Annotated in this window: 15 protein-coding genes, 1 pseudogene and 1 riboswitch; of the genes and pseudogenes, 4 read left to right on the top strand and 12 right to left on the bottom strand. The window is 45.3% G+C overall.

All coding sequences use genetic code 11. The features are described 5' to 3' along the window. Window positions 1-115: 115 nt before the first annotated feature. Together AB4512_RS19510 and AB4512_RS19505 are read left to right on the top strand one after the other, a co-directional pair. A complete protein-coding gene (locus AB4512_RS19510; RefSeq protein ID WP_372175393.1) occupies window positions 116-1018 on the top strand; it encodes a LysR family transcriptional regulator in 903 nt (300 codons plus the stop codon). Between the two features lie 417 nt (window positions 1019-1435). Then, window positions 1436-1780: a thiamine-phosphate diphosphorylase gene (locus tag AB4512_RS19505; RefSeq protein ID WP_372175403.1), complete on the top strand. Its 345-nt coding sequence runs from the start codon at window positions 1436-1438 to the stop codon at window positions 1778-1780. A 100-nt stretch (window positions 1781-1880) separates the two neighbouring features. Here AB4512_RS19505 and thiE read toward each other — a convergent pair whose 3' ends face one another. Then, window positions 1881-2498 carry a thiamine phosphate synthase gene (gene thiE, locus AB4512_RS19500; RefSeq protein ID WP_104216406.1) on the bottom strand — a complete coding sequence of 206 codons (618 nt, stop codon included), beginning with the start codon at window positions 2496-2498 and terminating at the stop codon, window positions 1881-1883. A 261-nt stretch (window positions 2499-2759) separates the two neighbouring features. Between thiE and AB4512_RS19495 the strand changes: the two genes are divergently transcribed. Then, complete coding sequence (locus AB4512_RS19495; RefSeq protein WP_104216407.1) at window positions 2760-4703, top strand: methyl-accepting chemotaxis protein; 1944 nt, start codon at window positions 2760-2762, stop codon at window positions 4701-4703. A 129-nt stretch (window positions 4704-4832) separates the two neighbouring features. Here the strand turns inward: AB4512_RS19495 and thiM are convergent, their stop codons facing one another. The 11 genes and pseudogenes from thiM to AB4512_RS19440 all read right to left on the bottom strand — a co-directional run bounded on the left by thiM (window position 4833) and on the right by AB4512_RS19440 (window position 14987). Further along, the gene (gene thiM / locus AB4512_RS19490) at window positions 4833-5618 is read right to left on the bottom strand and encodes a hydroxyethylthiazole kinase (protein ID WP_372175401.1); all 786 of its coding nucleotides are present in this window, start codon (window positions 5616-5618) and stop codon (window positions 4833-4835) included. Between the two features lie 24 nt (window positions 5619-5642). Beyond that, window positions 5643-6317, bottom strand: a pseudogene (tenA, locus tag AB4512_RS19485) (thiaminase II); the annotation flags it as partial. A gap of 8 nt (window positions 6318-6325) precedes the next feature. After that, a complete protein-coding gene (locus AB4512_RS19480) occupies window positions 6326-7282 on the bottom strand; it encodes an ABC transporter substrate-binding protein (RefSeq protein WP_372175392.1) in 957 nt (318 codons plus the stop codon). 120 nt (window positions 7283-7402) lie between these two features. Then, complete coding sequence (locus tag AB4512_RS19475) at window positions 7403-8218, bottom strand: ABC transporter permease (RefSeq protein ID WP_017077476.1); 816 nt, start codon at window positions 8216-8218, stop codon at window positions 7403-7405. Beyond that, complete coding sequence (locus AB4512_RS19470) at window positions 8211-8990, bottom strand: ABC transporter ATP-binding protein (protein ID WP_372175391.1); 780 nt, start codon at window positions 8988-8990, stop codon at window positions 8211-8213. The genes AB4512_RS19475 and AB4512_RS19470 overlap by 8 nt, the downstream gene beginning before the upstream one ends. Beyond that, on the bottom strand, window positions 8980-9873 hold the full coding sequence (thiD, locus tag AB4512_RS19465) for a bifunctional hydroxymethylpyrimidine kinase/phosphomethylpyrimidine kinase (protein WP_170964257.1): 894 nt from the start codon (window positions 9871-9873) through the stop codon (window positions 8980-8982). The genes AB4512_RS19470 and thiD overlap by 11 nt, the downstream gene beginning before the upstream one ends. A gap of 96 nt (window positions 9874-9969) precedes the next feature. Next, a riboswitch (TPP riboswitch) is annotated at window positions 9970-10081 on the bottom strand. A 98-nt stretch (window positions 10082-10179) separates the two neighbouring features. Further along, entirely contained in the window at window positions 10180-11097 is a 918-nt protein-coding gene (locus AB4512_RS19460) for a DMT family transporter (RefSeq protein ID WP_102394458.1), read from the bottom strand. Between the two features lie 85 nt (window positions 11098-11182). After that, the gene (locus AB4512_RS19455) at window positions 11183-11911 is read right to left on the bottom strand and encodes an AraC family transcriptional regulator (protein WP_016793022.1); all 729 of its coding nucleotides are present in this window, start codon (window positions 11909-11911) and stop codon (window positions 11183-11185) included. A gap of 173 nt (window positions 11912-12084) precedes the next feature. After that, complete coding sequence (locus AB4512_RS19450; protein ID WP_372175390.1) at window positions 12085-13110, bottom strand: DUF4382 domain-containing protein; 1026 nt, start codon at window positions 13108-13110, stop codon at window positions 12085-12087. 420 nt (window positions 13111-13530) lie between these two features. After that, window positions 13531-13782, bottom strand: coding sequence for a DUF2999 family protein (locus AB4512_RS19445; protein WP_004731647.1), 252 nt, complete (start codon window positions 13780-13782; stop codon window positions 13531-13533). Window positions 13783-13889: 107 nt separating this feature from the next. Then, a complete protein-coding gene (locus AB4512_RS19440) occupies window positions 13890-14987 on the bottom strand; it encodes an ElyC/SanA/YdcF family protein (RefSeq protein WP_372074281.1) in 1098 nt (365 codons plus the stop codon). 485 nt (window positions 14988-15472) lie between these two features. Between AB4512_RS19440 and AB4512_RS19435 the strand changes: the two genes are divergently transcribed. After that, the gene (locus AB4512_RS19435) at window positions 15473-16147 is read left to right on the top strand and encodes a glutathione S-transferase family protein (protein ID WP_372074279.1); all 675 of its coding nucleotides are present in this window, start codon (window positions 15473-15475) and stop codon (window positions 16145-16147) included. The last annotated feature ends 29 nt before the right edge of the window (window positions 16148-16176 follow it).

Genomic DNA, 16176 nt, shown 5'->3' with positions numbered 1-16176 from the left:
CGTGTTGGATTGGTCGAGATTATGTCACCTGAAATAATAAGAGAAAGTTAACAGCCATCACGAATAGTGATAGCCTAGGAGTTATTATCCCCTTTGGTATTGAACGAGAGATAACATGTACAGTTTTGAGCAATTAAAAGTCTTCGTCACTGTGTGTGAAAGTGGCTCTTTCTCTGCCGCCGCTCGCAAACTGAAACGCGCTCAGTCTGGAGTCAGCCAGTCGATCGCCAACCTAGAAATTGCCATCGACCAAGAGCTGTTTAACCGAGATAAAAACATCCCCGTTTTGACCAACACAGGTAAAGCGTTATTACCTGTCGCTAAGTCGATTCTCGACCAACAAAAGTACTTCGACCAAAAAGTAGAATCGCTCACACAAGAAGATGAGCACGAACTGATCATTGCGGTTGATGAAAGCATCTTAGATAAGAATTTCATTAAGATAATCAGCTCACTGGCCGATCAGTTCCCAATCACGCACTTCGATATTATTACGGCCTCAACCTTCGATGTGGAAGACCTGGTGAGACGTGGCAAAGCGCAGATTGGCATCATCTATGCGGATGGTGAACTTAAAGTAGATATGGACTTCTTCTTACTGGGCCAAGCCCGCTTTCTTACGGTTAGCTCCGCCACTCACGAACTCAGCCAAATGTCGTTAGTACAAGACTCAGATCTAAAGCGTTACCGCCAATGTGTGCATCGCAGTTCAAAGCAGCGCGAACTGTGGTTCACCTACGGTATTAGCTCGATGCTTTGGTATGCCAACAACCACAGAACGATCATCGATCTCGTTGAACAGAACGTTGGCTGGGCAAATGTGCCTGAAATGATGGTGCTGGAAGGGATTCAGAAAGGCGATCTCGTAGCACTGCCAGTGGCACACGAGCATGGTGGTTGGATTACTCCAGTGGGTTGCTTAGTGTCTCGCAGTCATATCAATGGCCCAGTGTTAACAAGTTTACTTGAAAAACTAAAAGGCCACTCATTAGAGAACAATCAGTGGCAAGCCAACTAATCTCCCCCAATTCTTGAGTTCAGCCTATTTCAGCAACTGAATCCTAAATCAATGACGGTGGCGTTTTCTCCAGCACTACCTCATTTCCGCTTTTCGTGCCGATAATTTTCTTTGTCGTGTGGATAAAACACCCTAGTTGATATCCAAAAGTGACATAACTAGTATGCGATCCCAAAGGGTTTGTCTTATCAAACTGATATCGACAAACCCAAATCGCTCTTTAACACCACTGACCCAACTTCAAATCTCCCAGATAAACGCTCTGTCTTACAGTCGCTTATGCCGGTTTCAAATAGATCACTTTTGAATATTGATTCGCACCCAGTTTATGAGCGCTCTTCGAGTGCTTTTTTATATCTAAATGAACCTTTTGGAAAATTTGTCGTGAACGTTTTAAGAAATATTTGCCCTGAGAAAATGGGTAAAGAGCGTAACAAACGAGAGTATGATTTACGCGTACTTAATTGTGTCAGTGAAAGCGAATATGAATCGCGTATGGCGGTTTGGAATAGCCTAACTTTGGCTGCTACTCCATCTGTTTCAGAAACAAAAGGCTTCATCGATGAGGCTTTCAACAAACTTCAGCAAGACTTGAAAGAAGCGAGCCGTGAGTTATCGATTAACTACACGGACTTCATCGCAATGGCACATGAAGAGCTCAACTACATTAAGGTGTTTGTTGCTGATAAAACCTCGCAATACGGTTGGTATGCTGCGATCGTTCTTATGGTCATCGGCACGGTTGCTCTGTGTATTCAGTAAGTTAGACCACAAATTTTACTGGCTACTGCATCGAGCGCTTTAATGCGCTCTAACTAGAAAACAAATGACGAGTCTCATTTGTTTTCTAGCCACCACAAACTCACTCTCCCATCAAAAACAACAAATCTTGGGTCGCTTGTTTCGGGTCGTCTGCGTGACATATCGCTGATACCAAGGCTAATCCATGAATACCTGTGTTAACCAACTGCGGAATGTTCGATTCGTTGATTCCACCGATACCAACAATCGGCAATTTCGTTGTTTTCAAAGCCATTTGAATGCCTTCATAACCCCAATGTTTCTTTAGATTCGTCTTAGTCGGTGTGGCAAAAATCGCACTGAGACCAATGTAATCGATCGGCAAACTATCTGCTTGTTGTAGCTGCTGTTCAGTTTCAATTGATAACCCAAGAATCTTGTCTGAACCAATCAGCTTACGTGCTAACTCTGCAGGCATATCCGATTGACCCAGATGCAAACCATCGGCGTCGACAGCCAATGCTACGTCCACTCGGTCATTGATGATCAGCGGAACACCTGAGCCAGCCAGAATCGACTTAACCGCTTGTGCTCGTTCAATGAAGGCTCTTACGTCCCCATGTTTTTCTCTTACTTGAACCATAGTGACGCCACCAGCAACCGCTTGTTCAACCACGAATTTAAGCGTTTCTAGATCTTGTTGGTCGTCAGTCACCAGATAAAGTTTATAAGGGTTCATCGCGTACCTTTGAAGTCGATTTCTAAAATTGGTTTTCTGCCATTTTACCGACAAATCACATCCTATGCATGGAAGTTAGCACTTAATTCCTTAAGTTAGGCGGTTGAATTCAAATACGCAACTCGTTGAAAGCATGTCGAAAAACCCGATTTTTCTAACAAAAGCGTTACTTATTACACAAACTATTCGCTTTAGCATGCCCAGAATGCTGTTTTATGAAATACTCCCCTATGAAGGAATCAGGTAAATATAGGGATAGTTATGCGCCACCTTTCTATAGCGCTCAAGATCAAGCTGGGTTATGCCATCTGCTTGCTCTTTTTCGTCATTTCAGGCCTTGTGAGTTACAAAGGTATTCAAACCTTGTCGAACGGCTTTAGCCAGTACAGTGACCTCAGCCACAAGGCGACATTGTCAGGCAACATTCAAGTGCACTTTCTTCAGATGCGTTTAGCTTCTGAACGTTACTTAGAGTCATTGGATGATCAATACGAAGCGAATTATCAATCGAGCAAACTTGCGATTGATGAACTGCTGAACAACTTAATCCAAACCACCACCAATACTGATAGCTTGTCGAGCCTGCAATTAGTGCAAGACAGCGTTGCAGCTTTTGATGCGGCTTATGGATCAATGAAACAGAGCCAACTGCTCATTGACCAGTTAGTGAACGTGGAGATGGTCACACGAGAAACCAACGCACTGAAAGCGGCTCAGAGCTTATTGTATGAGTCTTACAATAACAATGATCCAAACGCGAGCTTATACGCAGGCATGTTGATGGAGAACTTCCTCGCAGCCAAGATCACAGTGCTGAGTTACTCAAACAACAACGACCTCAAAACCTATGAAGCTGGTAAAGACATTTTTGAATATGCTCTGCCAGGTATAGAAGGCGATATTGAATCTCTTAAATCATCTCCTTATCAAAGTGAATTGATTGAAGATTTCTCTAACCAACGGGAAGCGTACGCGAAAGGCTTTGAGCAAGTTCATCAACAGATGATTGAGAACACGCAAAGAACCGCTACCCTCGCCTCTATTGGTGACAGCTTAGCGATTTCGGTAGCTGATGCTCAGAGCATTCTAGAACAACAGAAACAAGCATTAACACCAGAACTGCAAGCCAGCGAAAAGCGCTCGATTCAAATCATCATATTGCTGACGGGTGTGGCTTTAGTTATTGGCATGACGAGCGCCGTGTTGGTGACTCGCTCTATTACTAAAGGCATCGCACAAGTTAAACAGATCACCAATGAGCTTTCTCAAGGCAACTTAAATGTTGAAGTGAACATTGAGAGCAAAAACGAGATTGGCGAACTGCTGACCAACATGGAGATCACCATCGAGTCACTGCGCGATATTGTTGGTCAAGTGAACCGCTCTAGCGTGCGTATTGGTGAGATGTCGGAGTCGCTGAATCAAGTGACCAATAACAGCTCGACCAACGCGACACAGTTGAACAATGAGATGATCAATATCTCTTCTGCCGTTGATCAATTGGCTTCAAGCACATCAGAGATTGCTGCAAGTGCTAACCACGCGTCTCAAGTTGCTAACCAAGCAACCGAGAATGTGGCGATGGGACTCAAAGAAGTAGACAAAACACTGCATGAAATTGGCAGCGCCGATGAAAGCATGCAGGTCAGCAGCCAGAAAGTGACTGACCTACACAAAGAGTCGATGAACATTGGTGCCATTCTTGAAGTAATCAAAGGCGTTTCTGAGCAGACCAACCTGTTGGCATTGAATGCGGCTATTGAAGCTGCGCGCGCAGGTGAACAAGGTCGCGGATTTGCAGTAGTAGCCGATGAAGTAAGAACGCTCGCTAAACGTACCCAAGACTCTGCTAGCCAGATTGATGAGCTCATCACCTCACTACAACGTGGCGCTAAAGATGCGTTAGAGTCTATCAAAGAGAGCCACAGCACGGTTTCAGACGCTTCAACGCAGGCGCAGCAAGCTTCTCAGAATTTACATGTGATTAATCAACACATCCAAGACCTGAACCAAGCCAACAGCCAAATCGCAGTGTCAGTTGATGAGCAGGATCGTCTCACTAAATCACTCGGTGAGAACGCGCAAGGTGCAAACACCATCGCGCAAAGTAACCAAGAATCAGTCAGCAGCATTTCAGGTGCAGCCAGCGACTTAACTGAGGTTGCTCACCACCTAGAGAGCCAAGTGAATCGATTTAGAACCTAGCCAGCCAGTCTATACACAGCTGGCACAGTTCCAAAGCAATAATAAAAAGCCCCCAGCACATAAGTGTTGGGGGCTTTTCTTTATCTAAAGAGATTTAAGTTAGGCTTGTGGCTTAGAGTTCGGTTAACCCTACTGAATCTTCAATCGTTGAATCAGAGTCTCTTCATCTAACTGGTACAACTCATCAAGCAAGTTCATTTGCAGGCTACCCGGGCCGCGTGAGTTTTCAGCTGCGATTTCACCAACCACACCTAATACCGCTGCTGCCGCCAAACCATTGTCATCACCAATAGCAGCAAATGCGCCCGTCAATGCTGTTAAAGTACAGCCCATGCCTGTCACATACGGCATCATTGGATGACCATTGTTTAACGTCACAACACTGTCTTTCGTGACAACGTAATCCGTCTCACCAGAAATAACTACATTCGCGCCGTATTCAGCCACTAAGCATTGCGCAGCGCCTAATGCAGCATCACTGCTATCCAACGCATCAACGCCTTTGCTATGCGCTTGTTCGCCCGCTAACGCGATAATCTCAGACGCGTTACCACGAATGATCAACTTATCGGCTAAGCGTGCAATTTCACGAGAAGTCTCGGTACGCAACGTACTTGCCCCACAACCCACAGGGTCAAGAACCACAACCTTGTTGTTCGCGTTCGCTTGCTCAACAGCAAAACACATTCTTGGCGTCCAAACACTGTCGAGCGTGCCGATGTTAATCACCAAAGCACCAGAGAAAGACATCATCTCTGCCAGTTCTTGTTGCGAGTGCGCCATAATAGGCGAAGCGCCAATCGCTAATAACGCATTGGCCGTGTTGTTCATCACTACATAGTTGGTGATGTTCACAACCAGTGGTTTTTGCTCTCGTACTGCGCGCAACGATTGGATGATTTGTTCAGTTAGCATGGGGTAAACCTTATTCGTGAAAGTCGCTGTTGAATCATCAAGAGCGTTCAGCCCTTGCTGCCAAAAAGCCACTTCCATACGCGTTGCGGTTTTGAAGATATGAACGATGTTCTGACCGCGCTCGCTGTTGATATCAATTTCAGCAAGCAGTTGATTGAAGTATTCCGCGCCCGTTGCTACGCCAGACTGGAACTCTTCACCGCCGTAAAGCTGTAGCCAGCTTGCGTATGGGTTGCCTTCCAAAACAGTATCACTGCTTTCTAACAGCGCTTTACCAATCACAGCGTAACCAATTGAACACGGAGCCAGTGCCGCATATAAGTCGACGAGATCACCCGTCATACCCGCATCTAAAACATAGCGCGTGTAAGCAACTGTACCGAAATCTTCCGGCTCATTTTCTAGGTCAGATTCAGTTAAACCCCACTGACCACAGTAAGTCACGTGGTGAGAGATTTCAGAATCTAGCAGAGCATGAACACTTGGCAGTGCACGACGCATATCAGCCAAGGTTTTCGCCTTGTAAATCGCCAACGCATAAGCGCGAGCATATTGCTTCAAGAACAGAAAATCTTGTTTCAAATAATGCAGAAAACACGGCTGGGCGAGTGTGCCGTTCGCCAGAGTTTTAACAAAATCATGCTCTGTGTAGTCTTGCCAATCTTGTTGACAGGCTTGGATTAAGTCTTGGTATTTCATGAGATTCCTTAGTCAAAAGTCGGTACGTAGTCAGCGGCTTTTGGTAGTGATTTGATAATGCCTTTGTCAAACATGAACTGTGCGTAATTGTCGTAACGTTTTAGGTCAACAGCAGAAGGACGAAGTGCAAAACGAGTCAGCGTGTCGTTCCATGCGCGTTGGTTAAGCTCGTTATTCAACGTATCTGGTGAATACGCCACAAATTCGCTCCATGACTCTTGTGGGTGGTTCACAATGTAAGTGGTTGCTTGCTCAAGTGCTTTGTTGAACGCTTTGATTGCTTCGTCGTCGTGCTGCTTTGCGTTCGCCACAAAGATCAACTCATCGTAAGCTGGTACGCCGTGCTCTTCAGGGAAGAATGCTTTGGCTTTAAAGCCTTCTAGGGCTAGCTGGTTAGTTTCGAAGTTACGTAAGCCACCCCAAATTGCATCTACCTTGCCCGATGCCAATGAAGATGAAAGTGCCCAACCGACATTGATGGTTTGCACGTCGGTAAACGCAACATTTTCTTGAGCTAGCATGGTGCCGATGGTCGCTTCTTCGTTACCCGCAATCGCAATACCGATCTTTTTGCCTTTCAGATCCGCTAACGAATCGTTCTTGCCATTATCCAAAACCATCAACGTATTCAGTGGCGTTGCGATAAGAGTAGATGCACGAACGAGAGGTAAACCTGCCGCTACATCCATGGTTAAACTTGGTTGGTAAGTTACCGCTAAATCGACTTTACCTGCCGCAACCAATTTTGCTGGCGTGCTTGGGTCAGCTGGTTCTTGGATTTCAACCTCTAAGCCTTGGTCAGCAAAGTAGCCACGCTCTTGAGCAATCACAATTGGGCCGTGGTTCGGGTTCACAAACCAATCCAACATCAATGTCAGTTTCTTTTGTTCAGAATCCGCTAGAGCATGACCTGAAACTAGCGAAGCAAGCAGTGCCATTGCACCTACCAATTTGGTGTTTTTCATAGTTAACCTTTCCTTTTGAATATTATTATTGTGTTTATAGAGCTAATTTTTAACGACGTTTTGTTTAGATAAATAGCGTTGAGCGAAGCCTTACTAAACAAAGTGTTATTGAGCAAGCCATTACTGGTTCTCCCAAGGGATAGCTTTTTTAAGTAATTTGTCTGTGATGAAATAGAGCGAGATAGACAGCACCGCCAAGATGAATAAGGCCGCAAACATCTCATCAATGATCATCCGCGCATTGGCTTGCAGCATTAAGTAACCTAACCCTTCACTCGAACCCACCCACTCGCCGACAACCGCGCCAATTGGAGCAATCACCACAGCAACACGAATGCCAGACGCCAGTGTTGGCAGCGCAGCAGGCAATTGGATATAACGAAGCAGCTGCCATTTCGATGCACCCATCGTTTTGGCAAGATCGAGATAGCCTGTCGGTGTATTGCGCAGACCGTCGTAACAACAAGTGGTCACAGGGAAGAAGATAATGATCGCCGCCATCACCACTTTTGAGGCGATGCCATAGCCAAGCCACAACATCAATACTGGCGCAATCGCAAACACAGGGATCGCTTGGCTAGCGATTAAGATAGGCAACAACCAGCGTTTAAGTGGTTCGAACATCAACATCTGCAAGGCAAAAAACAACCCCATAGACAAACCGAGTAGCAGACCAAGTAAGATCTCCTGCGCCGTCACCCAAGTGTGTTTGAGTAACACATCGTAACGTTCGATTAGCTTAATAAAGACTTCAGCAGGCGCTGGCAGAATGAAGCTCGGCATCTCGAAGATAACCACCACCATTTGCCATAAACCGAGAATCACAGCACTGCTGATCAGCAATCGCATAACGGGATTCATCTGACGAGAGCGCTTAGTTGTGATCTGTGTGTTAGTTGAACGAGCCACAGCTTCGCTTCGCGTTAGATCATTCATAATCACGCTCCAACTGATCTAAGATCGCTTGTTGTAACTCAGCGCATTCACCATCTAACACTCTTGGTGTGGCCGTGTTTGGCACAGATAAAGGCTGAGCATTCGCAGGTGTGCCTTGCAACACATACAAATTATCCGCCAAGCGCACCGCTTCTTGTGGATCATGGGTGATCAACACAACGGTTTTATCTCTTAACAGCTCACACGCTAAACTTTGTAGTTTGTGTCTTGTTACCGCATCCAGCGCAGAGAACGGTTCATCCATCAGCACCACTGGCTTGTCTTGCATTAAGGTGCGTGCCAAAGCAACACGCTGGCGCATACCACCAGACAATTGATCCGGCATAGTAGACGCGTGATCAGCCAAACCAACCGCAGCTAACAACTCTAGTGCTTGGTTGGTTTGAGCTTGTTTATGGGATGCTCGGCTTTGATGCTTGTCTGCGGGATTTTGAAAACGATGACTCAGGCAAACATTGTCGATGACCGATAGCCATGGCAGTAACAAATCCTGCTGCGCCATGTAAGCGATGCGGTCCGTTAAAGGCAATTCATCGGACGTTGCCAATGTGCCCTGCCACTCCACCTTGTCGTCCAGCAAGCCTGCCAGATAACGCAATACCGTGGTTTTTCCGCAACCACTTCGACCCAGCAATACCGTCCACTTACCTGCGTTTAAGCTAAGCGACAACCCAGACAAAGTCGCGTGCTCGCTGTCGTTATAACGTAAGGAGGCATTGCTGAGCTGAACACCAACGGTATTAACGGACATTACCGTGTCCAGCGAAAAAGTGATTTACTGGGCCATGACCTTGACCGACTTTCAACTCGTCAGCATGGGCAATCGCGCGTGAAATGTATTGTTTACCCAGGTCTACAGCCTCTGGGAGCGTGTTGCCTTGAGCCAAGAAAGAAGCAATGGCAGATGAAAGCGTGCAGCCCGTGCCATGAGTGTTTTTGGTAGGAAAACGCTTCGCGCTAATCACAGCAGATGCAGTTGGTAGAATCAGTAAGTCATTGCTGTTTTCATCTTTCTCTAGATGACCACCTTTTAGCAGAACGGCTTTAGCACCTAAAGCGCGCAGATCTTCAATCATGTCCTGCATTTCGGCTTCGCTTTCAGGTACCGGCTTGCCTGTTAACGCCGCGCCTTCAGGTAAGTTAGGGGTAATAATGTCGGCGAGCGGAATCAGCTCTTGTTTTAGCGTAGTGATAGCAGAGTTTTCTAGAAGAAGGTCGCCGCTTGTCGCGACCATTACAGGGTCAATTACCAAGTGTTTTGGTTGGTATTGTTTGATTTTGTCTGCAACGACTTTGATGATTTGCGAATCCGCCAACATACCAACTTTTACCGCCACGATATTCAAATCGGTAAACACTGCATCTAACTGACTAGCGACATGCTCTAGTGGGATTGGAAATATAGCGGACACGCCTTGGGTGTTCTGAGATGTAATCGCGGTAATTACCGAACAAGCGAAGCTACCCGTTGCAGACATGGCTTTAATATCAGCTTGAATGCCCGCGCCACCACCACTGTCAGAACCAGCGATCGTCAATACAATCGGAGTGTTTGTTCGAATCGAACCATCAGCAGAGTGCTGCGAAACTGAGGCTTTTAGCGTTAAATCTTTTGAATTAGAACTGTGTGTCATTGTCGCTCCTACTATCTTACAAGACGTAGGAGAACGAACACCGATCGAAGGAGAAGTCGCAATAAACACATGAAAGTTTTCATGGGTGCAGACGCAGATCGAGTGCTTATAGTTCCCTACGCCAGTGTTAACTGAATCAGGTTCAACGGGTCTCGATTAACGATCTCAGCAAACACCAAATAAGGTATATGCCCCCCGACTATTGATAGCGATAGTAACAGCACTCTCACAACTGAGATACTGATTTTATTCAATTATAAGAATTACACATGAAAAAATTTCAATTAGGCAAAACAAAACAAATACTTATAACGTTCCTTTAGATGGCTTCGACTGTATAAACAAGCACAACACAATCAGAGACATACCTAACCAGCCTGTAAAAGGAATCAGCTCACCGACAACACAGACGGCAAGCACCGCTGCAACTACTGGTTCAAACAGAGTCAGCAGATTGGCGCTACTCGCGGTCACGTGGCGTAAACCAAAACTGAACGCGATATAGCCCAAGCATTGTGGGATTAACGTCAGATAACTGATGACTAATACGTTAATCTGCGAGGAAAACAGGTTCTCCCCCGTAAACCAGAGCGTTGGCAGCAACAGCATCGCACCCAGGCCAAAAATACTGCCCATCGCCGCTTGTGACTTAATCCCTTTGTCGATCAGTGCTTTGGTCGCCCAAGAATAAATGGCGTAACACAACCCAGCGAGCAAACCTAAAGCAATACCGAACAGCTTGAGATCATCACCGGATTCATTCGTCGATGAAGATTCTGAAAACACCAACAACCCAATACCCACCACACCAATCGCAAAGCTAGTGAGCCAACGTTTGTTGATATTATTCTTTTTGCTAATAAGACACTCTAACAGAGCAGAAAAGAAAGGTGCGGTAGCAATCGAAACCACTGTACCAATCGCCACGCCAGATAATTTCATTGAAGAATAGAAAGCTAAAGGATAGATCGCTAAAGCCAAAGCGCTCACCGTCAACAGCTTCTTGTTCTGCAAAAGCTTGTCGAAAGCGAATAGGATTTTTCGATACGCCAATCCCGCTTGCATTAGGCCACCGACGCCCATAGAGAAAGCACCAATCGCTAATGGGCTTAGATCAGGCGCAAAACTTGCGGCGGTGCCTGTCGTGCCCCATAAAATAGAAGCAAACAAGATGGCTAAAGTGCCCGTTTGGAATTCGTTAACGCGATTGATGGCAAGATTCATTTCTATTACCCAATTTTCAGTTCTGAAATAGATAATAGTGAAGATTGATAAAAGTTAGTTTGCCGAAAGGACGCTATTGTTGTTTCTAAAGACTGTCTTTCATTGAGCCTAGAAACGCCCTTGGAGACATGCCAAAGTGCTGAGAGAAGCGACGACTGAAAGCAGACACATCACTATAGCCCACATTTTCAGCAATCAATTGAACCGGTAAATCGGTATGAGTTAACAAGGCTTGGGCTTTCTCCATACGATAGCGAGTGATGTATTTAAGCGCACTGATACCCAGACATTCTTTGAAGCGTTTTTTGAATTGAGTGGGGCTCAAACAAGCCGTTTCTGCAAGTTGCGAAATGGATAATGGTTGTGTGTAATTATCCGCTATCAGCCTTTGTACAGCGCGGATTCTTGGGTCGATGCTCTTGCTCACTTGTTGTTGCTCTAACAGCAGTGAAAACACATCCAAGATGGATGACTCAATACCGCTATCGACCTGATATTCCAGCTGCTTCTCAACAAACAACAAGAAGCTCATCAAAGGTGGCGTTATCGTGAAAACCGAGAGCTCGTGCTCTAACAAATGCTGAGGCAACACAGCCATATCCGCGACAATAAACCGCGCTGCTTCGTCCGCTTTAAACGCATGTGCTGTGGTTACCGGAATCACCACACATTCGCCCACCGCCACTTTACCGACATACCCCACCATTTCGATATTAATACTGCCTTGGATCGGCAATACCAGTTGATGATGGTCATCATGAGCATGGGTATTAAATTGCTTGGTGTAAGATCGAATGCTTAAGCTAGATTTCATGAGCAACGCCGGAGTACATTTCGCTAGGTTAAAGTAAGAGATACAAAGTTACATTATCACTTCCCTAGAGTCACACTCAATGATCATCAAATTCATGCTAGCTACGTGACATAATCAAACACGGCCTCCAAATGAGAGGCCGTTTTTATAAAAAATCGTCATTTACATTAAGGTTAGAATGACACTTGGCTGTCTTGACCAACGGTTACTTGCACGCCATTTTGAGCTTCATATATTTCGAACCCATCAGCAACCGGATCAACATTTTCTTCATCACTGTCATATTGCGCAGTACAGGTATAACCTAATGAGTAAGTACCTGGATCAATGAAGCCCAGAGAGAACTCATAGTTAGTCTGTGCTTCATTCATTGCCACTGACGCTGAAGTAATCGGTTTCACTTCATCACTGCCGCCAATCGGAGCCATGTTAGCTTGTTCAACATTACCTTCATACAAGTACACCGACTGAACAAATGTATTGTCACCACCGTTACAAGTGTCATAAGTAGAAAGAGCAACAGTGCCTTCAATATTTCCTGTCTCAACCGTATTGATAAGGCTTACAGACGTTCTTTGAATGGTGTAATCAGGGAAAGTCGAACTGTTCTTTAGGCCACGTCGAAGATCGAACTCGACAACAAAGTCGTTACTTTGTTGGTTCACATTAAATGAGTTATTAAAGTAAAGTACGCCAGCGTTATCTTCTTTACCCACGCCTTGCGGGCACGCGCCTTCACCTTTCACCGTTAGCTCACGATTCGTATCATCATTTTCTACCACGTAAGATGGATCTGTTGGATGATCGCCATCATTCGCAAACACACACAACTTATAGCTGCCTACCGGAATGACCTCATTTTCAATCAAAGGAAGCGCATCGCTGCCTTGGTAATCCAGCAAATTCACACTTAATGGAATCGGATCCTCACCATCTGGCAATGGATCGCCATTTTCATCAACGTAATCGCCGTTTTCGTCCGTTTTATACACATCATAAATCAGTGGCGAACCTCCCCCTTGAGGAAGTAAAGCGACCTTACTGAATGTCACAGTTACGTCTTTAACATCATCAATGGGCGCATCACTCACGCTCAAAGTAATGGGTGTCGTGCTGCTTGATGAACCTGAATCACCGCCACAACCAACAAGCCCAGCCAGCACAAGGCTCGCTAAAGCGGTTTCCTTTAAATACTTCATAAATAATTTCCTATAAATCACTGCTCAATAAAGGGCTTAGTTCGTTGCCCTCTTATTCTTTTCCTTAATGTGTCATAGACAAACCGCGCTTATGGCCCAAATCGGCTAGCCCTATTATTTAGGGCTGTCTTCATCCAAAAACTCTGTTCATCAAGGTGCACATCTCAGGTCGCACATAGGTTAATTAAGTCTAGTAAGTAAATTGTCAGTAGTCGCACATATTTGGCAAGGTTGCTGTCAATTGTGTTGGAATGGTCGGTATGTATAGGGTCGGCGAGGATGATTGGATGCAATCAAATCAAAGTCAAAAATCGCCACCAAGATCAAAAAAGGCCGTTAAGACAGCCTGTTGCTGAACTTAAACGACCTTTTTATTGAATGTGGATTAAGCTAATTCGATATTAACTCATTCAAATTCACTTATTTTTGAAGTTGCTCTTTAGCCGCTTCAACCTTAGAAAAATCTAGGCCAAGCTCTTCAACTGCTTCTTTGATTAGCGCAGGGTTTTGCATTACCTGACCCATCAGCATTTGAAGTTTGTCTTGAGGTAAACCAAGTTGGCTGATCGTCGCCATTGCTGCAAGAGGGTTCTCTGTCAGCGTTTTGAATAGCTCACTGATCTGCTCGTCGCTAATATTGTTCTCTTTCAACATTGCTAAAATCGGGTTCATTTTTTTGCCTTTGAAACACTAAATTAAGTAGGAGCACAGCATACCATCTAGCTGTGCTCGATTGTACTAGCAACTTATACTTTGCCTACTGTGAAATAACCCTAAGCCTAGCGAGACTCTAATGGGTAAGAGCGGTAGCTCCACATACCATACGTTCTCAGTGCGTCACGGTAGATGCCTAGAAGCTCACCACTGCTCGCTTTCTTAAGATCTTCGAGCGGCTTGTCTGGGTAAGAAACCGTATCGAAGGTAATGCCCTGAGGGCCCGTTTGCCAGCTAGCGATTTCAAACAGAGTTTGACCACGACGAACATGGCTTGCCGAGCTGATAATGGTCGCGTGCTTAATATCATGACGAGCAAGCGCATAGCTACTGAATAAGGCATTCCCTACCGTGCTGGTCGCGTAGTTCTCTTCAATGATGCGATCTTTACTTACCCCTTTTGAGATAAGCCAATCCGCCATTAACTTGCCTTCAGTCTTATGGTTCTTCGGCACGCCACCCGTTAACACGATCATCGCATCTGGGTTCGCTTTAGACATCGCCAACGTTGTCTCAAGACGTTCGATCAAGATTTGATGCATAGAACCATCAGGGTTAAGTGCGTAGCCCAAAGTGACTATGGCACCGGGGTCGCTCAACAGCCCCTTATCCGCAGACTCTTTTAACGGTGTTTCTAATACGCGGTCGACCGTAGCAAAAATGCGTTTAATATCTTCTGCCTTACCTTTATTCAGGCTTTCTAGCTTCTCCATGTGCTTGTTGGATTCACTTTCATTGTCTTCAAAACGCTGCCAAACCGCTAGATACGCATGTAAGTCGACATCGTCTGGTGCAACCGTCAACGCTTGCTCAAACAACTCAATCGCGCGCTCTGCATTCTTGTTGTAGATCTGAGCATTCGCCGCCGAGATCAACAAATCCGTACGGTAAGGTTCTAGCTGGTACGCTTCTAACAATCGGTTAGTCACAATTTCCATGTTGCTTGGCATTTTGGCCGTGAAGCCCGCGTGTGAAATTCTTGCCGGAGACTTAAACGCCTGCAACGCATCAAGAAGTAGTTGGTCGACAACTTGTCGCTTAGTCACCAACTGCGCGTAGTCCGCAGAAGCCTGTACAGCGCCATCGTTAGCAGCAAAAGAATAAGGTGTTGCGCCAAAGGCTAGCATGCCACCAAGAGCGAGGGCGATAATGTTCTTTTCCATGGAAAGATCCTGTGTCGTTAAGTGTTTCACATCAGATTTGCTCACCAATGTAAGCCGCCAAGATTAAAAAACCGTGAACCAAACCTTACTCTCCAAGGTTAATATTCATTTGTTGCATAAGATGTGGCTGCAGATCACGATTTTATGCGCCAGAGTAAGCTCAAATATCCAGATAGCTTCGAGTTATGAGTGGCTCCCTTAATGATTTTGGAATATTTAACTTCGAATCCCACATGCCTATTCCATCTAAACCCGTAAGTTTCGAAGCTAAACATCAAACCTAAATGTGCATTTTATGTCCATTATTTCAGCAACTTAAAATGCTATCTCTCTACAAGTCGACGCTCATTCACGTTTGCTCAACCAAGTTCAAAAAGCACAGAGTGTGCTATCAAATCAGTCAATTCACAGAAAATTCAAAAATCAGCTATTGAACGATCGTTCAAGTGGTGCTTTAATAAATGACCAATACAAGGAGTTACCCCATGCTTAAGTTCTATTTTCACCAAACACCCAACCCAATGAAGATCGCTTTGTTTCTAGAAGAGACAGGCCTAGATTTTGAACTTGTTCCTGTCGATACCTTAAAGGGTGAGCAGCATTCACCGGAATATCGTTTAATCAATCCAAATGGCAAAACGCCTGCGATTGAAGACGAAGGACAACGTGTATTCGACTCTAACGCTATCCTGCTGTACCTATCTGAGAAAACAGGCAAGCTAGCTGGTCAGCCAGAAGACAGAGCTGAACTATTATCTTGGATGATGTTTATCGCCAGCGGACTTGGTCCATACTCTGGCCAATCGGTACACTTCCGTCATGCTGCGCCAGCAGGCTTAGATTACGCAGTAAATCGTTATCTACGCGAAGCACAACGTCACTACGAAGTGTTAGAAAAGCACATGGAAGGTCGTGAGTTTTTCGTCGGAAATGAGTACACCATTGTCGATGTTGCTGCATGGGGTTGGATTGATAAAGCACCTTTCGTGCTTGGTGAAGAAGGCCTAGCACCTTACCCGAACTTAAAGCGCTGGTTCGATGCAATCAACGCCCGCCCTGCCGCAATTCGCGCTCGCGAAACTGGTAAAGACGTTCAATTTAAAACCGAACGTGATGAAGAAGCGAAACGAGCACTGTTTCCTTCGAATTATGCGAAGTAGAAAAATTGAAAGTTAACGCTCTACTGAGT

It is taken from the genome of Vibrio sp. 10N.222.52.B7 (assembly GCF_041474275.1).
Classification (GTDB): domain Bacteria; phylum Pseudomonadota; class Gammaproteobacteria; order Enterobacterales; family Vibrionaceae; genus Vibrio; species Vibrio crassostreae_C.
Note: the sequence above shows the minus strand (reverse complement) of the source record. Positions and strands in the feature narration are given on the sequence as shown.

Bases quoted from the DNA above. Each gene is read 5' to 3' on its own strand.
- AB4512_RS19440 (WP_372074281.1), bottom strand. From the start codon at position 14,987: ATGGAAAAGAACATTATCGCCCTCGCTCTTGGTGGCATGCTAGCCTTT.
- AB4512_RS19475 (WP_017077476.1), bottom strand. From the start codon at position 8,218: ATGAATGATCTAACGCGAAGCGAAGCTGTGGCTCGTTCAACTAACACA.
- AB4512_RS19445 (WP_004731647.1), bottom strand. From the start codon at position 13,782: ATGAACCCGATTTTAGCAATGTTGAAAGAGAACAATATTAGCGACGAG.
- AB4512_RS19435 (WP_372074279.1), top strand. From the start codon at position 15,473: ATGCTTAAGTTCTATTTTCACCAAACACCCAACCCAATGAAGATCGCT.
- AB4512_RS19460 (WP_102394458.1), bottom strand. From the start codon at position 11,097: ATGAATCTTGCCATCAATCGCGTTAACGAATTCCAAACGGGCACTTTA.
- AB4512_RS19505 (WP_372175403.1), top strand. From the start codon at position 1,436: ATGGGTAAAGAGCGTAACAAACGAGAGTATGATTTACGCGTACTTAAT.
- AB4512_RS19495 (WP_104216407.1), top strand. From the start codon at position 2,760: ATGCGCCACCTTTCTATAGCGCTCAAGATCAAGCTGGGTTATGCCATC.
- AB4512_RS19510 (WP_372175393.1), top strand. From the start codon at position 116: ATGTACAGTTTTGAGCAATTAAAAGTCTTCGTCACTGTGTGTGAAAGT.
- AB4512_RS19455 (WP_016793022.1), bottom strand. From the start codon at position 11,911: ATGAAATCTAGCTTAAGCATTCGATCTTACACCAAGCAATTTAATACC.
- thiD (WP_170964257.1), bottom strand. From the start codon at position 9,873: ATGACACACAGTTCTAATTCAAAAGATTTAACGCTAAAAGCCTCAGTT.
- thiM (WP_372175401.1), bottom strand. From the start codon at position 5,618: ATGCTAACTGAACAAATCATCCAATCGTTGCGCGCAGTACGAGAGCAA.
- AB4512_RS19480 (WP_372175392.1), bottom strand. From the start codon at position 7,282: ATGAAAAACACCAAATTGGTAGGTGCAATGGCACTGCTTGCTTCGCTA.
- AB4512_RS19470 (WP_372175391.1), bottom strand. From the start codon at position 8,990: ATGTCCGTTAATACCGTTGGTGTTCAGCTCAGCAATGCCTCCTTACGT.
- thiE (WP_104216406.1), bottom strand. From the start codon at position 2,498: ATGAACCCTTATAAACTTTATCTGGTGACTGACGACCAACAAGATCTA.
- AB4512_RS19450 (WP_372175390.1), bottom strand. From the start codon at position 13,110: ATGAAGTATTTAAAGGAAACCGCTTTAGCGAGCCTTGTGCTGGCTGGG.